The organism is Pseudoalteromonas sp. D15MCD-2, assembly GCF_038562745.1.
Classification (GTDB): domain Bacteria; phylum Pseudomonadota; class Gammaproteobacteria; order Enterobacterales; family Alteromonadaceae; genus Pseudoalteromonas.
The window spans coordinates 670,147-693,472 of record NZ_JBCFQE010000002.1 but is presented as its reverse complement, the minus strand read 5'-3'; the positions used below and the strand labels follow the sequence as shown (position 1 = coordinate 693,472).

The 23,326-nt window shown below is 40.8% G+C and carries 23 protein-coding genes and 1 pseudogene; 8 read left to right on the top strand and 16 right to left on the bottom strand.

The annotated features are described in order from the left end of the window. Nucleotides 1–4 precede the first annotated feature (4 nt). From AADY36_RS19870 to AADY36_RS19860, 3 genes are all read left to right on the top strand, one after another. Entirely contained in the window at nt 5–502 is a 498-nt protein-coding gene (locus tag AADY36_RS19870) for a chalcone isomerase family protein (RefSeq protein ID WP_342409567.1), read from the top strand. Further along, a complete protein-coding gene (locus AADY36_RS19865; protein ID WP_054562353.1) occupies nt 495–1,028 on the top strand; it encodes a DUF3833 domain-containing protein in 534 nt (177 codons plus the stop codon). The genes AADY36_RS19870 and AADY36_RS19865 overlap by 8 nt, the downstream gene beginning before the upstream one ends. Nucleotides 1,029–1,232: 204 nt before the next feature. After that, on the top strand, nt 1,233–1,508 hold the full coding sequence (locus tag AADY36_RS19860) for an HU family DNA-binding protein (protein ID WP_004586404.1): 276 nt from the start codon (nt 1,233–1,235) through the stop codon (nt 1,506–1,508). Nucleotides 1,509–1,590: 82 nt separating this feature from the next. Here the strand turns inward: AADY36_RS19860 and ilvN are convergent, their stop codons facing one another. The 10 genes and pseudogenes from ilvN to AADY36_RS19810 form a co-directional block, all read right to left on the bottom strand. Next, nucleotides 1,591–2,088: an acetolactate synthase small subunit gene (gene ilvN, locus AADY36_RS19855; RefSeq protein ID WP_054551998.1), complete on the bottom strand. Its 498-nt coding sequence runs from the start codon at nt 2,086–2,088 to the stop codon at nt 1,591–1,593. Beyond that, the gene (locus AADY36_RS19850) at nt 2,088–3,812 is read right to left on the bottom strand and encodes an acetolactate synthase 3 large subunit (protein ID WP_054562352.1); all 1,725 of its coding nucleotides are present in this window, start codon (nt 3,810–3,812) and stop codon (nt 2,088–2,090) included. Before AADY36_RS19850 ends, ilvN begins: the two co-directional genes overlap by 1 nt. Before the next feature lie 784 nt (nt 3,813–4,596). Then, nucleotides 4,597–5,571 (bottom strand): transposase, encoded by a 975-nt coding sequence (locus AADY36_RS19845; RefSeq protein WP_342409566.1) that lies wholly within the window; start codon nt 5,569–5,571, stop codon nt 4,597–4,599. A 164-nt stretch (nt 5,572–5,735) separates the two neighbouring features. Then, nucleotides 5,736–5,993, bottom strand: a pseudogene (locus AADY36_RS19840) (transposase); the annotation flags it as partial. Nucleotides 5,994–6,295: 302 nt separating this feature from the next. After that, a complete protein-coding gene (locus tag AADY36_RS19835; RefSeq protein WP_054563906.1) occupies nt 6,296–7,303 on the bottom strand; it encodes an isocitrate dehydrogenase in 1,008 nt (335 codons plus the stop codon). Nucleotides 7,304–7,518: 215 nt separating this feature from the next. Continuing rightward, a complete protein-coding gene (locus AADY36_RS19830) occupies nt 7,519–9,216 on the bottom strand; it encodes a hypothetical protein (RefSeq protein ID WP_342409565.1) in 1,698 nt (565 codons plus the stop codon). Nucleotides 9,217–9,222: 6 nt separating this feature from the next. Next, nucleotides 9,223–9,606 (bottom strand): DUF3192 domain-containing protein, encoded by a 384-nt coding sequence (locus AADY36_RS19825; RefSeq protein WP_054563904.1) that lies wholly within the window; start codon nt 9,604–9,606, stop codon nt 9,223–9,225. A 71-nt stretch (nt 9,607–9,677) separates the two neighbouring features. Beyond that, on the bottom strand, nt 9,678–10,451 hold the full coding sequence (gene xni, locus AADY36_RS19820) for a flap endonuclease Xni (protein ID WP_342409564.1): 774 nt from the start codon (nt 10,449–10,451) through the stop codon (nt 9,678–9,680). An 11-nt stretch (nt 10,452–10,462) separates the two neighbouring features. Continuing rightward, nucleotides 10,463–11,806 carry a nucleotide 5'-monophosphate nucleosidase PpnN gene (gene ppnN, locus AADY36_RS19815; RefSeq protein ID WP_058584155.1) on the bottom strand — a complete coding sequence of 448 codons (1,344 nt, stop codon included), beginning with the start codon at nt 11,804–11,806 and terminating at the stop codon, nt 10,463–10,465. A 71-nt stretch (nt 11,807–11,877) separates the two neighbouring features. Next, the gene (locus tag AADY36_RS19810) at nt 11,878–13,413 is read right to left on the bottom strand and encodes a diguanylate cyclase (protein WP_342409563.1); all 1,536 of its coding nucleotides are present in this window, start codon (nt 13,411–13,413) and stop codon (nt 11,878–11,880) included. 202 nt (nt 13,414–13,615) lie between these two features. On the opposite strand from AADY36_RS19810, the gene AADY36_RS19805 reads away from it, so the two are divergent. After that, nucleotides 13,616–15,397 (top strand): M61 family metallopeptidase, encoded by a 1,782-nt coding sequence (locus tag AADY36_RS19805; RefSeq protein WP_342409562.1) that lies wholly within the window; start codon nt 13,616–13,618, stop codon nt 15,395–15,397. Nucleotides 15,398–15,417: 20 nt separating this feature from the next. Here AADY36_RS19805 and AADY36_RS19800 read toward each other — a convergent pair whose 3' ends face one another. From AADY36_RS19800 to AADY36_RS19785, 4 genes are all read right to left on the bottom strand, one after another. Beyond that, a complete protein-coding gene (locus AADY36_RS19800) occupies nt 15,418–16,212 on the bottom strand; it encodes a glycosyltransferase family 25 protein (protein WP_342409561.1) in 795 nt (264 codons plus the stop codon). Nucleotides 16,213–16,276: 64 nt separating this feature from the next. Next, nucleotides 16,277–16,462 (bottom strand): DUF1289 domain-containing protein, encoded by a 186-nt coding sequence (locus AADY36_RS19795; protein WP_138600737.1) that lies wholly within the window; start codon nt 16,460–16,462, stop codon nt 16,277–16,279. A gap of 36 nt (nt 16,463–16,498) precedes the next feature. After that, nucleotides 16,499–17,011 (bottom strand): hypothetical protein, encoded by a 513-nt coding sequence (locus AADY36_RS19790; RefSeq protein ID WP_342409560.1) that lies wholly within the window; start codon nt 17,009–17,011, stop codon nt 16,499–16,501. 152 nt (nt 17,012–17,163) lie between these two features. Continuing rightward, nucleotides 17,164–17,901: a hypothetical protein gene (locus AADY36_RS19785; protein ID WP_175080653.1), complete on the bottom strand. Its 738-nt coding sequence runs from the start codon at nt 17,899–17,901 to the stop codon at nt 17,164–17,166. 188 nt (nt 17,902–18,089) lie between these two features. Here AADY36_RS19785 and AADY36_RS19780 point away from each other — a divergent pair, with 188 nt between their 5' ends. From AADY36_RS19780 to AADY36_RS19770, 3 genes are all read left to right on the top strand, one after another. Continuing rightward, on the top strand, nt 18,090–18,512 hold the full coding sequence (locus AADY36_RS19780; RefSeq protein WP_239962749.1) for a (R)-mandelonitrile lyase: 423 nt from the start codon (nt 18,090–18,092) through the stop codon (nt 18,510–18,512). Between the two features lie 11 nt (nt 18,513–18,523). After that, nucleotides 18,524–19,705, top strand: a complete 1,182-nt coding sequence (locus tag AADY36_RS19775) for an NAD(P)-dependent alcohol dehydrogenase (RefSeq protein ID WP_054563894.1) — start codon at nt 18,524–18,526, stop codon at nt 19,703–19,705. Nucleotides 19,706–19,870: 165 nt separating this feature from the next. After that, nucleotides 19,871–21,250: a serine hydrolase domain-containing protein gene (locus AADY36_RS19770; protein ID WP_342409559.1), complete on the top strand. Its 1,380-nt coding sequence runs from the start codon at nt 19,871–19,873 to the stop codon at nt 21,248–21,250. A gap of 69 nt (nt 21,251–21,319) precedes the next feature. Here the strand turns inward: AADY36_RS19770 and AADY36_RS19765 are convergent, their stop codons facing one another. Next, complete coding sequence (locus AADY36_RS19765) at nt 21,320–21,667, bottom strand: cyclophilin-like fold protein (RefSeq protein WP_055199032.1); 348 nt, start codon at nt 21,665–21,667, stop codon at nt 21,320–21,322. Nucleotides 21,668–21,681: 14 nt separating this feature from the next. Beyond that, the gene (locus AADY36_RS19760) at nt 21,682–22,173 is read right to left on the bottom strand and encodes a (R)-mandelonitrile lyase (RefSeq protein ID WP_095209775.1); all 492 of its coding nucleotides are present in this window, start codon (nt 22,171–22,173) and stop codon (nt 21,682–21,684) included. Nucleotides 22,174–22,349: 176 nt separating this feature from the next. Here AADY36_RS19760 and AADY36_RS19755 point away from each other — a divergent pair, with 176 nt between their 5' ends. Then, entirely contained in the window at nt 22,350–23,264 is a 915-nt protein-coding gene (locus AADY36_RS19755) for an AraC family transcriptional regulator (protein ID WP_055199024.1), read from the top strand. Nucleotides 23,265–23,326 lie beyond the last annotated feature (62 nt).

The following is a 23,326-nucleotide window of genomic DNA, read 5'->3' as shown; positions in this document are numbered from 1 at the left end:
TTTGATGAAACAGTCACTTAATTTAAGTTTATTTGCTGCGTTATTGTTCTCTGCGGGAGTGTATGCAAATGGCTTTAAAACGGTGGGCCAAGCGAAAATGGAGTATCTGTTTTGGGATGTTTATAACGCTAAATTAGAGACCCCATCGGGCTCGTATCAGTTTGGCCAACACCCCAGCAAACTTACACTTACTTATTTGCGGGATTTCGATGCGAAAGACATCGTCAAAGCAACCAACGAGCAATGGCAACATTTAAAGCTCAATGACATGGTAGGTGTTTATGACAAACAGTTACTAGCCCTTTGGCCTGATATCAAAAAAAACGATTCGTTGTCTTTTCAAACAAACGAACAAGGAATTGGTACTTTTTACTTTAATGACAAAGAGCTAGGGCAAATCGATGATAAAAGATTCGCTGACAACTTCTTAGCAATTTGGTTAAGCGTCGACACGTCTGAACCATCACTTCGTAAACAGCTTATTGGAGGGAAACATGATTAAGCTCAAAGCACTCTTTATTTTCGCTATGGTACTGTTAATTACCAGCTGCTCTGCGCCTGATGTTGATTATTATCAAGGAACAGAGCCTAAGTTTGACTTTAAGCAATTTTTTAGTGGTGAGCTCAAAGCCTACGGCGTTGTGCAAGACCACAAGGGCGAGTTAACACGTAAGCTGGTAGTAGACATGCAAGCATCTTGGAATGGCAATCAGGGAGTGATTGACGAGCAATTTGTTTATGATGATGGCGAAACGCAAACCCGTGTTTGGTACATCACCATTAATGATGATGGCAGTATCACAGGGACAGCATCAGATGTGATTGGCGAAGCAAAGGGTGAGAGCAATGGAAGCGTGTTCCATTGGACATATTCTGTCGAGCTTCCATATGATGGTAGTACTTTAGTGGTAAATTTCGATGATTGGATGTACTTGGTAACACAATCACGCTTGATAAACCGTACCGCTATTGATAAGTTTGGCTTTGAGGTCGGGGAAGTTACCTTGGTTATCGAGAAAATTGAATGATGGTTTAGCTATCATAAAATTTTGTGATGGAAGTTAAATTAAGTCTTTATTAATACTGATGTCACTAACCTTGTGATTGATAGTTAAATAGTAGTCATTTTTGAATAAATTACGTAAAAATAGCAATTTGCTGTTGCTAACTTCTCAAAAATGCATAAAGATAGGTTTTGCGAAGGCAAAATAATAACGAATAGGAATCTAACAATGAATAAAGCTCAATTAGTTGAAAAAATTGCTACTGATGCAGAAATCTCAAAAGCGGCAGCAACTCGTGCACTAGATGCATTCACTGGCGCAGTTACTAGCTCTCTTAAAGAAGGTAACTCAGTAGCATTAGTTGGTTTCGGTACTTTCTCAGTAAAAGAGCGCGCAGCGCGTACTGGCCGTAACCCACAAACTGGTGCAGAAATCCAAATCGCAGCAGCAACTATCCCAAGCTTTAAAGCGGGTAAAGGTCTTAAAGACCAAGTTAATCCTTAATAGGGTAACTTACTAATTATTGAAAAAAGGGCTTATAGCCCTTTTTTTGTAACTGGCGTTTTGTTGCGATAGCGAAAAAGGCTTATGCCTTTAACGCTTTATCACCACGACCAATACCAACAGCACCTGAACGTACAACTTCAATAATGTCTGATTCATGACGCAGGGTATCAAGGAAAGATTCAATCTTTTCTGTGCTCGCTACAAGTTGTAGTGTGTAGCTGTGGCGCCCCATATCTAAAATAGCACCTTGGAACACATCAGCAACACGCGTTACTGCTGCTCGAGTGGTTTCATCTTGGGCAAAAACTTTCACTAATAACAGCTCACGCTCGATATGTGCCATTTCGGTTAAGTCAATAATCTTTAGAACATCTACAAGCTTGTTCACTTGTTTAGTGATTTGCTCAACGATGCGATCATCACCCATGGTTGTAATGGTAATACGCGAAAGAGAATGATCGTCAGTTGTGCCAACAGTCAGACTATCGATGTTGTAAGCACGCTGTGAAAATAAGCCTACAATGCGGGATAACGAGCCAGGTTCGTTTTCTAATAAGATTGATAAAATACGGCGCATTATGCTTTTACTCCTTTACGTAACCACATATCATCGACTGCCCCTAGCTTGATTTGCATTGGGTAAACATGTTCTTTTTCATCTACACAGATGTCTAAAAATACCAGTCTGTCGTTAATAGACATGGCTTTTTCAATAGCAGGCTGCAGTTCATCAATATGATCAACGCGAATACCTACGTGGCCATAGCTCTCTACTAATTTTACGAAATCAGGAAGTGATTCCATGTAAGAAGATGAGTGACGACCTGAATACATCATATCTTGCCATTGACGTACCATGCCCAGTGAGCGGTTATTCAACGACACAACTTTCACAGCTAAATTGTATTGTAAACATGTTGATAGCTCTTGAATGTTCATTTGGATAGAACCATCACCCGTTACACAGATAGACTCTTTATCAGGGAAGGCAAGCTTAACGCCCATTGCTGCAGGTAATCCAAAGCCCATGGTGCCTAAGCCACCAGAGTTGATCCATTGGCGAGGGTGTTTAAACGGATAATACTGAGCTGCAAACATTTGATGCTGACCTACATCAGAGCTAATGTAAGCATCTCCATCGGTTGCTTTGTAAATTGCCTCGATAACGGCTTGTGGTTTGATTTTATCGCCATCAGTGCTGTAGCTTAGGCATTTTTGTTCACGCCAGCTAATAATTTGACGCCACCAGTCTTCTTGTGCCGAACGATCAATTGAAATAGGGCTCTTATCAATCGCCGTTTGTAACTGCTCAAGCACTGTTTTCAAGCAGCCAACAACCGGGATGTGCGCTTTAATTGTTTTAGAAATAGAGGTTGGGTCAACATCAACATGAACAATCGTGGCATTAGGGCAGAATTTTTTAACGTTATTCGTTACCCGATCATCGAATCGAGCGCCTAAAGCCAAAATAACATCTGCATTTGCCATGGCTTTATTTGCCTCAAGGCTGCCATGCATACCTAACATACCAATAAAGTTAGGGTGAGTACCGCTGATACCACCTAGGCCCATTAAGGTGTTAGTGATTGGCGCATTTAATGATTCAACCAAGTGAGTTAGTTGCTCAGAGGTATTTGATAGAATAATGCCGCCACCTGAGTAAATAACCAGTTTTTTAGCTTCTAAAATTGCGCTAACTGCTTTGCGAATTTGTTTTGAGTGGCCTTTAGTGTTCGGGTTATAAGTTCGAAGCTCAGTTGTTTTTGGAAATTCGAATGGAAACTTTAGCTCAGGGTTAAGCATATCTTTAGGTAATTCAACCACAACCGGGCCAGGGCGGCCTGTGCTGGCTAAGTAGAATGCTTTAGCTAAGATTGTTGGAATATCTTTTGCGCTACGACAGTTATAGCTGTGTTTTACGATAGGGCGAGAACAACCAACAATATCAGTTTCTTGGAATGCATCATCACCAATTAAACCAGTAGGAACTTGGCCAGATAACACCACCATTGGGATAGAATCCATGTATGCTGTTGCGATACCTGTTACACAGTTTGTAGCGCCAGGGCCAGAAGTTGCTAGCACCACACCGACTTCCCCGGTAGCACGGGCATAACCATCAGCCATATGAGTAGCGGCTTGTTCGTGACGTACTAAGATATGTTCAATATCTTCTTGTTGAAATAACGCGTCATATAAATCAAGAACAGACCCGCCAGGGTAGCCAAAAATATATTTAACATTCAATTCTTTAAGTGCCCGAACAACTAGTTCGGATCCATTATATTCAGTTGTACTCATCCTCATTCCTCTGTGTGTGCAAGCATAAATGCATAAAAAAACCCCCGCATATGGCGGGGGTTTTTTAAAAAGCGTGCTTTCACCTTTTAATAGCCTCCCGCTGGGCTTGTAACTAAGACCAGTACGAGAACGTTGACGACTAAAAGGTGACGGCGAATATTCATTATTTTTTAATTTTCTTCTAAAAAATGCACAGCCGACTAGATGGCTGCTGTTTAAAAAATGTTAGGAGTATTTTTAAGCGTTTTGGAAACTGATGTCAACCGCAAATGTAGCTTTTTGCATTAATTTTTCTGTATTTAAGTTTTTTGATATTTTTGTTGCACCTACATGCTTAATTGTTATTGTTTTGGGTGTAACTATGCATTGAATTGTTCGTGTGGCAAATTGCTAACTATACCAATAGATAATGCATTTACGTTACTGCCTTGCATAACTTAGCTACTATCAGAATAGGTTTCTTTTTATAATTAGACACCCATCTTAACACCTCGCTACAATAAGGTTTGGTTAATTTTTAAAAAGACAGCCAACTTAAATATTTAACCAGACACCCAACTTATTTTTAATAAGAATCAGCTAAAGATAGATGTGAATTATTCAGAACAAGTTGAATTGCTATAAAAATAGTGATTTTTCATTGTCATTAATTAAATTTCAGTCTTATGTGCTGAGTTATTTTTTTAGTTTTACACACTGGTCAGTGCTAGTTGCAATAGTTGTTATGCTTCTAGAATTAAAAGGATTGGATTTGTAAAATTGATTTCTAGTGTCGAATGTGTAACTAAGTAAATAAGGCTAAGCTATTAGCTATAGAGCTTCTTCGTTTTCGCTTCATGTGATTTGTATAAGCTGTGATTGCTTGTTCTTTACCTGCAGTATTTTTAAATGAGCGAGTAAAGGAAGTAGTAAGTGTGAGCCAGTTTTCTGCACAAATGTTTAATCTTTCAAGTATTGGTAACGTATTATCTGGGATTTTCCCAGGCTTATTTTCTCGTATTGAGCGGCCTGTCCAATCAACAAGTTGCAGGTATGTTTTGAGCTCAAATGGTAGTCCCTTAGGCATATGTTTACGAGGTCTACCTGCAAAGCGCATAAGCGGTTTTGGTTGCTTATTATTTTGAGCTGCATTAATTCTAGATTTAATACTGGTGTAGTCAGATTGCTTAGGTAAATCAGCCGCTTTTGCTCTAACAGGATTTAAATCTACATAAGCAAGGCATGCAGCAAGTGCAGCTTCATCAAGTAAAGCTTGTGATTTAAAGCGACCTTCCCAAAACCGTCCTTTGCACTCATCTTCTTGATTCGCTTTTCGTGCAATACCCTCGTTAAGGACTCGCATAAACCAACTAATACTGCTGAGCCTCTCACGATATAAATTTACCCTGGTATTAACCGCAGAAAGCTCTGCTTGTGTTAGTAATTCGCTATTTAAGAACCGTTGGCAAAGGAATGTACTTTTGAATAATTTGTGCCATCTAATAAGAATCGCTTTATTATTTAGACGCTTAGCTTTTGCTATATCAATGTGAAGAACCAGATGAGTGTGATTACTCATTACAGCATAGGCGCAAATATCAATACAAAATATCCTGCCAAGTTGAAGTAGTTTCTTTTCAACCCAACCCCGCCTATGTTCATATGAACGACCCGTAAGTGGGTCTTGTCCACACAAATAAGCGCGACGAACGCAGCGTGAAATGCAGTGATAGTAAGGTGTGTTTGAAATGTTAATTAAGTTTCTACGCGGGGTTGCCATGCTCTTCTCCTCCTTGAGTTGAACAATACAAGTTTAGCCATAATTTTGAGAAGTGAGAAATTTTAAGTTGGATGTCTAGTTAGTCTTGTGGAAGTGTAGTGGTTAAAGTGGGTGTCTAGTTTTATGTTGAGGTTTTACTAAAAAGATAAAAGTGGATGTCCAAATAAGCTCTTAGCTTTTGCTATATCAATGTGAAGAACCAGATGAGTGTGATTACTCATTACAGCATAGGCGCAAATATCAATACAAAATATCCTGCCAAGTTGAAGTAGTTTCTTTTCAACCCAACCCCGCCTATGTTCATATGAACGACCCGTAAGTGGGTCTTGTCCACACAAATAAGCGCGACGAACGCAGCGTGAAATGCAGTGATAGTAAGGTGTGTTTGAAACGCTAATTAAGTTTCTACGCGGGGTTGCCATGCTCTTCTCCTCCTTGAGTTGAACAATACAAGTTTAGCCATAATTTTGAGAAGTGAGAAATTTTAAGTTGGATGTCTAGTTAGTCTTGTGGAAGTGTAGTGGTTAAAGTGGGTGTCTAGTTTTATGTTGAGGTTTTACTAAAAAGATAAAAGTGGATGTCCAAATAAGCTAAAAAATAAAAGTGGATGTCCATTTAAGTATTCAATTAAGTAGAGAGAATAAAAAAGCCAGTCGTAGACTGGCTTTTGGTAAGGAGGTGTTTAAGGGTTATTAGCTTGTCATAAGCCTTAAACAAATGTTTTTTATAGACGCTCAATTACAGCTTGAGTGAAGTCTGTAGTACCGTGGCTGCCGCCTAGGTCGCGAGTTGTACGGTCGCCTGATTTGATAACATCAGCAACTGCGCTGCGGATGCGCTCTGCAGTGTCGCCCATACCTAGGTGCTCTAGCATTTGGATAGATGCTAAGATCACTGACGTTGGGTTTGCAAGGTTTTTACCAGCGATGTCTGGTGCGCTACCGTGTACAGCTTCGAAGATTGCTGCATCTTCACTGATGTTTGCGCCAGGAGCCATACCTAAACCACCAACAAGACCAGCACATAGGTCAGATAGGATGTCACCGAATAAGTTTGTAGTAACGATTACATCAAACTCATCAGGAGTCATAACTAGTTTCATACAAGTTGCATCAACAATCATTTCTGTTGATTCGATTTGTGGGTAACGCTCAGCTACTTCACGTGCAACTTTTAAGAATAAACCAGATGTTGATTTAAGGATGTTAGCTTTGTGTACAGCAGTTACTTTTTTACGGCCTTCACGTACCGCTAGTTCGTATGCAAAAGTAACGATTTTTTCTGCACCTTCACGGGTGATTTTTGACATTGCTTCTGCTTCGTTACCATCTTCAGAAACCACTTGGCCAAGACCTGAGTACATACCTTGAGTGTTTTCACGAATAGTGATGATATCGATGTCGTCGTAACGAGCTTGTGTACCTGCGAATGATTTAACAGGACGAACGTTAGCGTAAAGGCCAAACTTTTTACGTAAAGTTACGTTGATTGAAGTGAAACCTTCACCAACCGGAGTCGTTAATGGACCTTTTAAAGTGATCTTGTTACGCGCGATTGTGTCGATTGTTTCTTGCGGAAGTAACTCACCAGTTTTTTCTAGGGCAGCAAGGCCAGCATCAACGAATTCATAATCAAAATCGCAACCTGCAGCTTTAAGGATCTCAAGTGCTGAATCAATAATGCTAGGACCAATGCCGTCGCCTTTGATCACTGTGATGGTTTGTTTAGCCATTTACTTTTCCTATTTATGAGTAGATAAACACGTAAACTTATCGCGAAATAGCATGCGATTTACTTGTTAGAGGGTTTACGTGGATGTGTTTGAAAATTTAAGCGGCTTTTATAGCAATTTATTCAGCTTTTTGCCAGTTTATCCTGTGAATACTGACTATAAACAGACTAAAGTTCATATTTATTTAACGTTTTCGCACTTTTTAACATCACATTCTAAAAATTGTCTGCAAATTCACAGTTTTTCAGATATGCATAAAAATCTGCTTTTGATTGCCAACCAGCAGCCGATAAGCTGTCGAAAATAATCTGTTCTTGCCAACTACTAAATAACGCTTTGGGTTGAAAAACATAATAAGTAAATAGCTTAATTGCGACCCAATGTTTTTCATTGATATCGAGAGTTTGTTTTTTATGTTGCTCACTACCAAGTAAATACTGTGTCCAACTGTTATCGCCAATCAGTTGATTTAAATACGCCGTTAGTGGCTCTTGGTTTAAGTGACTAACGCCAAACAAACAGGCAAGTGGTGGGCTTATTACCTGTTCTTCGGCCTGCTCAAATACAGTTTTACGAGAAATACTGGTTGCTTGATGTTCGCAAAGGTATAAAACATAGGCATATAAGGGCAAAGTAACTTGCTCAAATTGAATAGAATCGGTGTGCTTAAATAGCGCCTGAATAATGCGTACCATATTCTCAAGGCGCTTAGAGATATGCTGAAAAAGCGGGTGAGAGGTGGTTGCAACCAAGCGTTGAAATAATACTTTTTGGATAATCGCAGGGGCGTTATCGTACCCGACCATAGATAAACAATGGCGCAAGTCTTTAGCTCTTTGCTGCTCTTTATTATAGGGTTTAGAGGCAACAGTAAGCTGGGTTATCAATTCAGGGTAGGGACTTAAAAGTTTATTTAAGCCACGGTAGCTATATTCTTGCGATACTTTTAAAGAACTAATTAGCTCTAAATAGTGCTGCCTTCGCTGCTGATTTATTGGCTGTGACTCAGCAAAGTTAATGTTTTCACTAAACCAAACTGTGTACAGCAAACGAGTGTCTTTACAATGTCTTTGTTTGTCAAAAATAGTTAAGCTCGCTTTAAAGCGATGCCAACGAATTTTTTCAGGGCGGCTGGCATCAACCAATATATGGCGGCCGTGTTCATCTGTGGCTAAATAAATAAGTATTTGTTCGGCATACTTTACTTCACTGGCCGGAATGTAAGGGCCAATATGCGCAATCAGTGCTTTTATAGCATTTTGGGCAAATTCATTAGGGGTGCGTAAATATATATCAGCTAAGGCTTTGTGCACACTAATGTGACCACCCGACTCGCGGTAAGTCGTATTCATGGCAATAATATTAGCCAAAGCAACTAAGGTTGTTGCGCCATCGTAAATCATTATTTTCGGCGCGCTTAATAGGGCTTGTTTATATTTATTTAAACGCGCTAATAAATGCTGAATAGAAAGCGTATGTGGGCCTGAGTCTTTTAGTAACTTTGCTGCTAATTGGTGGCGACACTGCCAAAGCTTCTTATCTTGAGCCGTCAGGGTCTGTCCTGCCGCTAACTTATTACTTTGTGATTGCACGCAGAGGTAATTGGCTAAACAGCAGCTAATAATTTGTTCGCTAATGGCTTGGTTGTAGTTTAGGCTGCGGCACAAAATGCAGGCTACAACACATTGGTTTACAACTAAGTTTGTGGTGTAACCATGGTTCGGTACATACAAGCTTAGTTGTGCTTGCATACCTTTTGGGCAGGCTTGATACAGCAGGTAATAACGCTCAGCTAGGTTACTTAATAAAGGGAAAATTTGTGACCATTTTTGCTTTTGATGATAAAGCTTAAGTAGCTGGTGTGTACTATCAAATAAGCGTGCCAATTCCCGTGGCGTCACGTTTTCCATCATAAGCGGTTAGGTTTCTTGTTGATAGCTTTCATAGGCACTTGGCCCCCATAATACCAGCTGACCATTTTTAAATAGTAGGCCTGTGCATTCATCGATGGTGGTTATGCCATCAGATTTAACATGCTGAGTGCGGTAAAAAATAATCTGCCAAACATTGTCTTCGACTCGTTTTGCATAGGTTAGATCGGGGCTACCTAAATAATCAAGCACCGCATTCAGGTTTTCAGGCTTATCAATCGATAGTTTTGCGATATAGCGTTTATTAAAAGCTTCACGGTCTTGCCAGATCATGGCTTGCGGATCATCTTTATAAAAAGTGATCACTAGGGTTGCTATCAGTGCATAAACACCTAACCCAAGTACCAGATATTGGAAAACCTTTTTAAACATGTGTAACTCTATAAAACTAACGCGAATTTTCAGTATACGCTCAGTTGGCAAACTGTGCTACGAGATTGCGACTAATTGAGCCTTAACTGCTTTAAACTAAAGCCTAAGTTAATATCGGTACGCAGCATAACAAGGTTTTTTGATATTACGAACATGTCCATTTCTGAACTCAGCTTACGTTTAAGAGTCGGGTTTAGCTCATCATCGTTCATGGCCGCTTCTATCGACTCATAATTGTTTATTAATTGCTGCGCCGACTTATTACCTATCCCTTTAACGCCCGGAATATCATTGGTTTTATCACCAGCTAAAGCCCAAAAATCAGCAAGCCGATGCTTTGGTACATCAAAGCGCTGTTTGATATCTTCAAGCTCAATATACTGTTTTTTGAAGTAATCAAATATTGCAATTTGCTCAGATAAAAACGGCAAAAACCCTTTATCTGTCGAAACGATGGTAGAAGGCACATTATTAGTTGCGGCCTTGTAAGCAAGAGTAGCAATTATATCGTCGGCTTCATCATTATCAGGTGAAAACACCACAATGCCAGTGTCTTCAATTGCTTGTTTAAAGCGTGATAAGTTTTGCTTGAGGGTGTCAGGCATTGGTGAACGAGTGCTTTTGTAGGCCTCAAAGTAGTGATAACGCCAACTTCTTTCACCATCAAACACGGCAATCGCGTGAGTTGCATTCGTTTGCTGGCGTAACTTTTTGCAAGCATGTGCCACTCGGGCACAGCTTGCTTTTATCATATGCTCTTCACTGTGATGACTCTGATTACTATCAACAGCATAGATGCGCCTAATAAGATTTAGCGCATCTATTAAAAGTAATTGGGTTGTCACATAGGCTCCTGTTAGGCTTTTATCTCATAGCAAGGAATGTACTTACTGCCAGGCAATTTCATTCGGCCTTGCTCAACAAATGCAGCCAGTAGTTTGTCCATATCAGCCATAAGCGCAGGTTCACCACTTAGCACAAATCGGCCATGTTGTTTGATGGCTTGTAAGCCTTCGTCTTTAACATTACCAGCCACAATGCCTGAAAACGCTCGGCGTAAATTAGCTGCGAGTTGCTGAGTTGGTTGATCTAAATGTAAATCTAAGCTCGACATATTAGCATGAGTTGGTGCAAACGGCTGTTGGAAATCATGATCGATTTTTAGCGTCCAATTAAAGTAGTAAGCATCGCCTTGGCTTTTACGGTATTCGCGTACTTCAGCCATCTTTGCTTTAAGCGTTTTACCAACTCGCTCTGGATCATCGATGATCACTTCAAACTTATCTAGCGCAGCTTTACCGAGAGTTTTCTCAACGAATTTACACAGCTCAATAAAGTAGTTTTCACTTTCTTTAGGGCCAGTAAGGATCACTGGTAAACATTGTTTTTCGTTATCTGGGTGTAGCAAAATACCTAAAAGGTATAACAGCTCTTCTGCGGTACCCGCCCCACCTGGGAAGATAATAATGCCATGGGCTGTGCGAATAAAAGCCTCTAAACGCTTTTCGATATCAGGCAAAATCACCAACTCATTTACAATTGGGTTAGGTGGCTCAGCGGCTATAATGCTTGGTTCGGTTAAACCTAAGTAACGATTATTAGTAATACGTTGCTTGGCATGGCCAATGGTTGCGCCTTTCATCGGACCTTTCATTGCACCAGGGCCACAGCCGGTACAAATGTTTAAGCCACGAAGGCCAAGCTCATAGCCAACTTGTTTGGTGTATTTGTATTCCACTTCGTTAATAGAGTGGCCGCCCCAACAAACTATCATGCTCGGGTCACTATTCACTCTCAGTGCGCCTGCGTTTCGCAGCATATCGAATACCATATGAGTAATGGCTTTTTGCTCTGTTAAGTCTTTTTCGTACTTTTGACAAATAAACAGAATATCGCGAATAACCGAAAAGATATGTTCATGAATACCGGTAATAATTTCGCCATCAACAAAGGCAGATTCGGGTGGATTTTCAAGTTCGATCTTAATCCCGCGTTCGCGGCTTAATAAGCGAATATCAAAGTCTTCGTATTTATTATAAATTTCTAAGCTTGAATCGGTGTGGCTGCCCACATTGAGAACAGCGAGCACACAGTTCCTAAATAATTTATAGCGCTCGCTGGTGGATGATTGTTCGAGTAGATCAACTTCTAGTTGCGATAGTAAATCCAGTACACCTGTAGGATTCAGTTGTTTTAACATAAGCACTCTCCCGGCTCGTCTATGAGCCTTTATCATTGTGTGTCAAAGACCTCACATACTAGATGAGGCCTTTATTTGCTAATGCAAACTCTATTTCGTCCCTCGTTCTTGGCTTTGTATAGTGCTTCATCTGCACGGTCAAAGGCAATCAGCGGGGTATCACCTTTTTTCAACTGGGTTGCACCAAGAGAAATGGTGATTTCTACTTGCTTATTTTTAAATTTAAACGGAATGCCTTGAATTGTTTTGCGCAATTTTTCAAGTGGCACAGCGGCATTTTCAATCGACATTCCACTCATTAGTAACACAAACTCTTCGCCGCCGTAACGGGCTATAAAGTCTGATTTACGAATTGATTTTTGTAATGCTTTAGCAATTACTTGCAGTGTTTTATCACCGGCACTGTGGCCATATTGGTCATTGATTGATTTAAAGTGGTCTACATCAATCACTACAAAGGTAATGTCTGATTCTTGGACATTAAATAAGTTAAATTCATGATTAAAGCGTTCATCAAACGCTGCACGGTTTGGCAACTTAGTTAGGCCATCGAGTAAGCTTTTAAAGCGCTGCTCATTTAGGCGCTGCTTATAGGTCGAAAGCTTGGTTTCTAAATGACTAATGCGGCTATTAATATCGTTAAAGCTAGCGAGTAAGCTTTCGCGTTCTGTTTGTTCTAGCTTTTCTTTTGCGATTAAATCATCACTTAATGATTTTAATTCTTCTTCTACAAGCTCTTTAAGCGAAGAAATAGATGTCGCTTGCTGTGTTTGCGTATGCAGGTTTTTAATTTTGCTTTCGATTTGCTTGTTAAGCGTGTCGTATTCAGCGCTCAGAGATTCTGAATGCTTGCTGGTAGAAACAATGGAATGATGTAAATCTTCGATTGTTTGATTTAATGAGATCAAAAAGCTTTGCGCTGATTGGCGCTCTTTGCTCATATTGCGCGTAACGATGCTGATAATATTCAGTGCAGAATCAAGCAGATCGTCAACACTATCATTATGGGTTATTTTACTTTTGATAGTCTTAATTTGCTCGGCACTTTCATCTTCGAGCACTAAGTCATTGGCAAGAGAAAGCAGCTGTGTGGCAAGCTCTGGTCTTATTGGCGCCTCAGCTGTATTTGTTGTTGCAAGCTTGGCTTGTAAGGCTTGATGATAAATTAAAATCAGCTTTGAAAGTAGTGGCACAAAGTCATGATTAGACTGAATATTATTTAATTCGTGGTCAAGTAAGTAACGTAGCGAGCGACGAGCATCTTCAGGCAAGCCTCGTACTTTTTGCAGCTGCTTGCCAGCGTCAGTGACGCTTTCATTTAGCTCACGTTGCAGTGCCATTTGCTTAGTTTCTTGTTGTTTTAACAGGCCAAGCACATCATCGATAAAGGGGGTGAGTAATTCGAATTTAACCCCTTTTTTAAGGGCATTTCTAAATTTCGCTAAACGATTGTCTAGTTCAATGTCTAGTCCTTTACAGCTTAGCGATAATTTCGCTGCAAACTGAGAAAGAACTTCAACTTGATGTTTGCGCGCATCTTCGACCACAGTTCGAGCGTCGATCGCTTGCTTTAACTTTTTATTAAGAACATCATGCTGTTGCTGCACCTAGTAATACCGCCATCAAAAATTCAAATTTCTATTAGCTAAGTTTACAACAAATTAATACGAAATGTAGGTTCCAAGTCAAAAACTTAGCTATTTTGTCTATCAAACTTGTTGCAATGGCTGTTTATCGGTTTTTAATTCACATTTTTTCTCGCAATTGTTAGGCTATTTCGCAATTTTGATAGTAATAAAAAGAGTTGTTATGAAAAAGTTTTTGGCAATGTCTATTCTGGCGGCCTGTTCTAGTGGTGCGTTCGCAGATGTGAACTACTCACTGTCTATCACTCAGCCTGAGCACCATTTAGGTAATGTTAGTGTTGAGTTTCCGCAAACTGCACAAGCACATTTAGATATTAAACTTCCAGCTTGGCGTACTGGCCGTTACGAAATTTTAAATCTTGCCAATGGCGTGCGCTTTTTCGAAGCAAAAGATGATGATGGTAAGGCTTTAAAGTGGGAAAAAATTGACCACAGCACCTGGCGTGTTCACCTAAACGAACCTACTCAAGTCAATGTAGATTACCAAGTTTACGCTAACGAGCTAGGTAAACGTGCTCGTCATATAGATGACAGTCATGCCTTCATTGATGCTTCTGGCTTTTTCATGTTCAGCGAATCATTCCGCCAAGACCCAGTTAAAGTTGAGCTAAATGTACCAAAAGAATGGCGCTCAGTATCGGGTATGGAAAATGCGGGTTCTAAACACAGCTTTAAGGCCGCTGATTACGATATTTTAGTTGATTCACCAATCGAAACGGGTATCAATGAGCTACACAAGTTCACTGTTGATGGCCGTGAATATGAGCTCGTTATTTGGGGTGAAGGCAACTACGATGTAGATCAAATGCTAACTGACCTTAAAAAGCTAGTGACAACGGGCAACGTAATTTGGGATAACTACCCGTATGAGCGTTATGTGTTTATGGTACATGCTACGTCAGGTGCAGGCGGTGCAACAGAGCATTTAAACTCAACAATTATCCAGCGCCCACGTGACCGTTTTGGTTCTCGTAAAGATTACCTTGCGTTTATCAGCACCGCAGCTCACGAATTTATTCATACTTGGAACGTAAAAGCATACCGCCCTAAAGGTATTGCGCCGTATGACTACACCAATATTAACTACGCGAAAACATTATGGATTGCAGAGGGCTCAACCAGCTACTTTGAAGATCACTTAATGGTGCGCGCTGGCATTGAAACAACCGATGAGTTCTTCGGTACGCTAACTAAAACTGTTAATCGTCACTTACAAACACCGGGTCGCGAAGTACAAAGCGCAACTGAAACAAGCTTTGATAAGTGGATCAACCAAGGCGGCGATCATGCACGCAACTACAGCACCAATATCTATTTAGAAGGTGCATTGATTTCAATGGCGCTTGATATTGATTTGCTTGAAAAAAGCGATGGCAAAATCAGTTACCGCGACGTTCACCGCGCGCTTTATAACAAGCATCGTTTACCAGATGGTTTTACGCCAGATGATGTTAAAGCAATTTTAAAAGAGCTTACGGGTCGTGATTATAGCGCTTGGTGGCAAGCGAATGTGGATGAGCCAGCTGCTATCGACTTTGATGAGCTACTTGCAAAAGTAGGCTTAGGTTTAATTCGCCCTGAAGGCGCAAAATCAGTACCTAGTATTGATTCGTTTGCAAAAAACAGCGGTGAGTTATTAACCCTAACTCATGTTCGCCGTGGTGGCGCTGCATGGCAAGCGGGCTTAACGACTGATGACAAAATTGTTGCGTTTAACAAAAAGCATGTCGGTAAAGACCTAACAGCCAGCCTCGAAACGTTTAAAGCAGGCGACACAGTGACTGTTGATTTCATTCGACGCGATGCATTACAAAGCACAACGCTAACACTTAGCGAAGACTTTGATAAAGAGAAAAAGGTCAAAGCATTAAAAGATGCAACACCAGCTCAAATGGCATTGTTTAAAGCGTGGATAGGGGTTGACCACCCAAACCAGGCAAAATAATAGGCAAGCTAAATAAATCGTTAATGATTTTTTATTGGTAAGAGAGGAGCTGCGGCTCCTTTCTTTTTGTTCGGTACTAGCTGCGCTTTTACAAACTGCTTTGTGTACTTTGTGTTTAGTAGTGCACTATGAAGTTGCTGTTTTTTACGTCGCCAAAACGACTTTTTAACTTTGGTTGATCTATCCCGAATATCGCTTTGTGAATTATCGGGTTGTGACACTGGGAAGGGCAGCAAAGAGTATCCATAAACACCGGTTTCCCACACATGTTGTAAATCGCAGTCAACGGGGCGGCCAAATGTGGCTGTGGCTTTTAACAGCGCTTTTGCACCTTCAAAACTAACAGCAGTTGCACAGCAGCCAGACATAAGCTTTTTATGAATGACTAAGTGTTGCTCATCAGCAAGGTGTTTTGTAAAGGCAATTTCCCGACTTCGGTCTTTATAAGCGGCCAATTTTATTAGCTGCCAAGGCTGTTTTAATGTACTAATGTTTTCAATTGCACTGTGAATAGAGCGGTCGAGAACAAAGTCATCTTCTAAAATAATGGCGAAATCTAATTGCCTATCGACAATGGTTTGCCATGCTTTTCTGTGACTCAGGTAACAGCCAATTTCACCTTTACTCAAGGGCTTATGATATTTTTTTAGGTTTAAATCAGCACTATAGTGCTTGGCAATCGCTGTATCATACAGTTCTCTACCATCAATTGCATCAAGGCGTTCAAATGCCAAATTTTGTGCATTTAGCTCATGGCTAACACGGTTTAATCGTTCAGTAGAGCTTGCTAAGTTAATTACAAAAATAGCGGTCATTATCGTTACCTGATGGTCAGTTTGAATCAGGCTAACAAGCTTTAATGACGCTTGGGTGTCAGAACTATTTCGCTTTTATGTCAGGGCGAGGAGTATTTAAAATCGCTTGCTTTTCTTGTTCGGATAAAATGATCCAATCAAAAATTTCATCATTACTGCGACCACAGCCAGTGCAATAGCCATTTAGGCGATGACATTGACCGATGCAATCTGTTTTAAATTGACTGGTTGGTTTTTTTGATTTTGTCATAGTGATGTGAAGGCTAATGTAGCCTTCATGAGTGTATTACTTACCTTCAATTGGCTTACCAATTTCAAGAGTGGTAGACCAAGGCTGTTTACGCGATAGGGTTTTACCCGAATGGATTGAGATAACAGGGTTGTTTTCGTCAAGCACAAACGTGGTGCGTAACGATTCAGCTGACTCTTTTTGTGTTTGATGCCAATTATTACCCGCTAAACAAGCTTGGGTAAAATTAACCGCACGGGTGTGATCAGTGACAGCTTGTTGCTGTTGCTCGTAGTTGCCTACACAGCGGTAGGTAACATTGTCTTTATCAAGCGCCGTGATTTGACAGTTATCGGCAATAAGGTTGTATTTCGCTGTCCATGTTTCCATGTATTTAGTATTTACACGGCTACGTTTTAAGCCTTCAAAGCGGTTGTCGTAAGCACCTAATAGGGCGTTAATTTTCTCGCAAGGGGTTAAGTTATCAATGGCCGTTTGTTGTTCAGTTGTTAGTCCTGTACAACCTGTTAAAACAAGGCCAGTTAGTAAGGCGGCGAGTGGCTTTTTCATATCAGGCTATCCTTTTAAATAGCAGTTCCTTAAACGTTTCCTAAAGGATACCTAAGCCCTTGTAAAAATGCTAATAAAGATTGGTAATTACAATTTAAAATGCCTTCGCAAAGGAAGGCATTTTAGTTGCTAAAAACTATAAAAGCGTGAGCTTACATCTTGGTTTTGCCTGCAATGTTGGTTACTTTTACTGAGCCAGAGCCATCACTTAGTAACTCAAAGTTTGCTGCAGTATCAACGCGAATGCTGCCTGAGCCATCTGAAACGACAACATCACCCGAAATATCATTTAAGTCGATACCACCAGAGCCATCGTGTACTTCAATATTACCCTGTGCGTTGGCAACATCAATATTACCTGAGCCGTCATGAATTTTAATATCACGGCTTATATTACGTGCCTCTATGCTACCCGAACCATCATTGATTTCTAATGTGCCTGTAATGTCATTTGCGGTAATTGAACCTGAACCATCGTTGATCACAGTATTCGCAACTTTGCTAATGATAATTTCACCAGAGCCATCGTGCACATTTACATTAAATGAGCGAGGGATAGCGACGGTTAAATCAATGCGAGTTTGCTTATTGGTGTGGTAATCGCACTGGCCTGCACTAAGTGCTGCGTTATTGCCTTTGGCTTCAAGGTTTAAGCAGTATTCATCATGAGGCTTTTCTTGATAAATCTCGGCTTTAACGGTTACTTCATCACTGTCACTACCGGTAATGTGTAAAAAGCCAGAACCCGCTTCTACTTTTAAAGCGCTTAATGAGGCTGCATCTAGCGTTAAGTTTTTAGTTTCTTGTAGTGGCATATCACCCCAAGCAAATGTTTGTGCTGATAATAAGCCTGCGGCAATAAGTGAGAGTGTTTTTACTGTACTTAACATGGTTCTTCCCTTTCATATATGTGGTGTTATTAGCTTAGTCGCAGGTGCTGATAAAAAAGGTTTAAAGGCTTTAAAAACTTTTTTTACACAAATAGGCAAGAAAGCGCGAGCTTCAGGCATTTATGGTTTTTCGCGATGCTTTAGACTGAAATAGTAGACCAAAACCTAAGCAACCCAAGGAGAAACATATGAGTGATTCAGCGCAAACAAGCGATATGCAAGTAATTAAGTCAGGTTCTCAAGATCCAATCGCAGGGCCAGCAGAATGTTTCACAGGTAAAGTGCAAATCAGTACTTTATTTAATGCACCAGCACCTGCTCGCGTTGGTGTTGCTGTGGTGGAGTTTTCAAAAGGAGCTCGTACAAATTGGCATTCTCATCCACTCGGCCAAGTTTTATTAGTTACAGAAGGTCGAGGTTGGACACAGTGCGAGGGTGGTGAGAAAACAGTCATCAATCCAGGTGATTTAATTTGGTGTAACTGCGGAAAGCGTCACTGGCATGGTGCGACTGCTGATAGTGCAATGAAGCATGTAGCAGTTCAAGAAGCACTCGATGGTAAACCTGTTGACTGGTTCGAAGCTGTGTCAGATGAAGATTATTTAGCATAAGGTACATTGAGATGTGTGACAAACATGAAACGCAAGACTTATCACGTCGTAATTTTATTAAAACGAGTTCAGCTTTGGGTGCAGGCCTGTTATTAGGTGGCTTTGCGGCGCCTTCATTTGCAGCATCATCTGAGCAGCTTGCAAATGGCAATATAAAATCTCGTGGCTATGCGGCTTTTGATAATTCAGGCTTACTAAAACCATGGGAATTCGAAAGACGCCCAGTAGGCGATAACGATATTTTAATCGAAATTAAATTCGCCAGTATTTGCCACTCAGATATTCATCAGATGAAAGGGCATTGGGGCGCACAGCAATACCCTCAAGTACCAGGTCATGAAATTGCAGGTATCGTAACAGCAGTCGGTAAGAATGTGACTAAGTTTAAAGTGGGCGACCGTGCTGGTGTAGGCTGTATGGTTGATAGCTGTCTTGACTGTAATAGCTGTAAAGATCAAGGCGAGCAATATTGCCCAGAAACAAAATTCACTTATGGCTACCCTGATGAGCGCTCACCGACAGGTATCACACAAGGTGGTTACTCGAATAACATTGTTGTTCGCGATCATTTTGCAGTGCATATTCCTGAAAACATTAGTTTAGAGCATGCTGCTCCTTTATTATGTGCCGGCATTACAACGTATTCTCCGTTGCTTAAATTTAACTTGAAAAAAGGCGATAAAGTAGGTGTTGTTGGTATTGGTGGGCTTGGGCACTTAGCTGTTAAATTGGCTGTGTCACAAGGTGCTGATGTCTATGCGTTCACTAGCTCTAAAGATAAAGTAGCCGATATTAAAGCCTTTGGCGCTAAAGTGGTTGTTGTTGACGGTGAAGACGCTTACAACGAGCATAAGTCGCAGCTTGATTATTTAATTAATACCTTGCCAGTGAAATATGATATTGCTAAATATGCTTCATTAGTAAAACCATTCGGCACGTATACCCAAGTGGGTATGCCAGAAGAGTTTTCATTAAACATGAATGCATTAGCATTGGCTGCAAGCCGCGTAAACTTTAATGCTTCGTTAATTGGTGATATGCAAGAAACGCAAGAAGTTGTTGATTACTGCGCTAAGAATAATATTCTGCCAGCAACCCAGTTAATCAAAGCCTCTGAAATCAATAATGCATGGCAAAGTGTGGTGGAGAAAAAAGCGCGCTATCGTTATGTAATTGATGCCTCAACATTTTAAATAATTTTTAGATTGAGTAAGCCAAACGCCATACCCAGTATGGCGTTTTTTGTTGTTCCTTTTTTATTCGGTGATTTATCGCTTAAAGAGCGAATACTGCCGTAAAAACATATCATTATTTTTTTCTTTTGCTAACTTAAACTCTTTGGCCCCCAAGGAGTAATAATGAAAAAAATAACCTTCCTAAGTACGTTGTTGTGCTCCAGCTTTTTCGTTTGTAGCGAAGAAACAGATACAACCTTGAACGCTTATGCCGCTGGGTACGTCGCCAACTTTACCTGTAGTGCCACGTTTAACGCTGGCAAAAGCAAAGATCAAATCGATACTGATGAACTTACCGGTATTTACCCTTTAATCGCAGACACTGTAAAAACACTGAAAGCGAACATTGATACTGAGCACAAGAGAGTCATTGTTGATTACGATAAAGATAAGCAACGTATATCGGTGTGGCGGCCTCGTTTAGGCTGTGTTGATTTACCCGTAGGGGCAAGCCTTAAAGCTGCAACACTCGTGCAAGCACCGTTTAAAGAAAACTTAGCCTACCAAAAGGATGATGGTAAGCCTTGGCAAACGCTAAATGGTGTCAATAAAGCGACGGGCAATAAGGCGCTTGATGAGGTTATTGCACAGGCTTTTACCCGTCATTATGGTGAAGGCGCACGAACTTCGGCAATTTTAATAGCAAGCCCTGAGGCGATTCTAGCAGAGCAATATAAAGCAGGTTTTACACCTGAAACTGCCCAGCGTACTTGGTCTGTTGCAAAAAGTATTGGCGCGAGCATCATTGGTGTGGCGGTAGCGCAAAAGCGACTTGATGTTACAAAGCCTGCGGGGCTTGAAAGCTGGTCTCACCCGCTTGACCCTCGTGGCGAAATTACCCTTGAAAACTTGCTTCATATGGCATCGGGCTTAGACAGTAATAAAGCGGGCAATCGTACGGATCGTGTCTATATGGGCGGCGGTTTAGTGTCTGATACTGCAACGCATACTGCGTTAGAAGTAAAGCCTGGTAGCCGTTGGAAATACGCCAATAACGACACCATGTTAGCGTTACGTACCTTACGAGAAACGTTTAACGATGAGGCGAGCTACTTGCGTTACCCATATGACAACTTACTCGATAAAATCGGCATGCAGCACACGTTTTTAGAGTCAGATTGGCAAAGTGACTTTATTTTGTCATCGCAAGTGTGGACTACTTCTCGTGATCTTGCTCGCTTAGGGTTATTACACCTGAATAATGGCCGCTGGCAAGGTGAGCAAATATTACCAAAAGACTGGTTAAGTTATATTAGTAAACCTGCCCCTGCTCAACCCCCTGTAACGGCACCAGGATACGGCGCACAGTGGTGGCTTTATAACGAACGTTTTCCTGAGTTACCAAACGATACCATTGCAGCGCGAGGCAACCGTGGTCAATTTTTAGTGATTATTCCAAGCGAGCAGTTAGTTATTGTAAGGCGAGGGTACGACCTTGCAGGGCTTAAAGGCTTTAGTGAGCATGATTTTGCTCGTGATGTTTTAAAAGCACTGGGCAGATAAAGTCAGGCAATAAAAAAGCTGCTTTGTGGCGTACAGAAGCAGCTTTGCTAACTGGAGAGTTAGTATCTACTACAAGGGCTCAATAGTGACATCCGCTTGGCCTAAACTTTTAAAAAACTGACTATCGCCCGTTATTTTGCCAAGTTTTATCAGACCATTTGCATAACTTTGCTGCTTATAAAAGAGCGCAAGGTTACCCCAAGGTGCGTAATAAGTGATGTCTCCTGCGATAGCATCGGTGCCAGCAGGTAAGCCTTGTAGATTTAATTTCTCAGGTAAAGTGGCAATTTTCTCAGCATTGGCGAAGTCTTCTACTTTTAAAGTCAATGGTAGAAGTTGATAAAAATGCTTAGCGGCATTATTACTTTCTAGAGTCGCTTGCATAGTTTTGCCGTTACTGGTGAACTTTATTTGCATTTCACTTACCATCTTTACTGCTTTTTTAAATATTGCTTATCTGTTACTGGCTCTAACCAATCAACCACTTTGCCGTTTTTTGATTCTTGAATAGCCAAATGCATCATGGCTGTTTTATCCGTAGCGCCATGCCAATGTTTTACATTTGCAGGAATATGGACAACGTCACCTGGTTTTATAACCTGAGGTTGTCCGTGCCACTGATTAACCCAGCCCATACCTGATGTAACAATTAAGGTTTGGCCGACAGGGTGAGTGTGCCAGTTTGTTCGAGCGCCGGGCTCAAAGGTTACCATGGCACCAGCGGCTTTCGCTTCGCCATGAGCTTGGAAACTAGGCTCGACGCGTACTTTGCCCGTGAAATACTTGTCGAGCCCAGTCATTGGGTACTGAGTGCCATTTTTTTGCACTGTGATTTGCGGTAATTCTAAACGTTGTGAAGAGGCGTTTTCTGCATGACTAAATGCACTCATCGTTAAGATAAGGGTACCGATAATATACTTCATACTTTTCTCCATGTGTTTGTAACCTGATGAGAAATCATTTTGGCTAAAAATTGTGCCTTTAAAAAGTACAATGCACGCAAGTTATTGCCTATTAGTCCGAGGGTTTAATTTTTTAACTAGCCAACTTTATGAAATCGAGCGTATAGTTAAGTATCTTGAATTTAATTGGGTTGGTTATGCATTCAGATTATGATGCTATTGCTAAAATGAGCGCTGCTTTAGCAGATAAGATTGCGCCGCTTATAGGTCAGCAAGAAACCGCTGATAGCGTGATTGAGGATTTGTTTTTTTATCGACAAACACAGGCCGCCACCTCTTGTTCAATGTGTGTGGTTGAACCAAGTATTGCACTGGTGCTACAAGGGGCAAAAAGCATGACCTTGGGCGAAGATGTGTTCAAGTATGACCCACACAAGTATTTGATTACCTCAATTGATTTGCCTGCAAAAATGCAAGTTCTTGAAGCAAAAGACGACACACCTTATTTAGGCTTAGTTTTAAAGCTTGATTTGGCTATGTTAGGTGAACTGATTTCGCAAATACCGCTCGACAAATTAAACAAGCAATCACTCAATAAGGGAATGACCTTAGGTGAGATGACAGAGCCGCTACTTAACGCATTTACACGATTAATTGAGCTGGTTGATGATCCTGAGTCAATGCCTGTGCTTGCGCCATTAATTAAACGCGAAATTTTTTGGCGTGTACTTAATAGTGAGCATGGGGCAGAGCTTCGTCATATAGTGTCAACAGGTAGCCAAGGGCTTAGAATTGCACGTAGTGTTAAATGGTTAAAAGAAAACTATGATCAACCCTTGAGTGTAGAGGATTTAGCGGGTCTTGCGAAAATGAGTAAATCGACTTTTCACCATCATTTTAGAGATCTAACTTCAATGAGTCCGTTGCAATATCAAAAGCGTTTAAGGTTAATGGAAGCAAGAAGGTTGATGGTTGGCGAGAGTATGGATGCGTCAGGTGCTGCTTTTAAGGTTGGCTACGAAAGCCCCTCACAATTTTCTCGCGAGTATTCTCGGTTTTTTGGTTTATCACCAAAACGAGATGTTGAGGCGTTTTTAGCAACCGCTAAATAGCCGGCTACTTATAATACCAATCCGCAATAATAATTAATTAAGCGAATTGGTATAAAAAACGA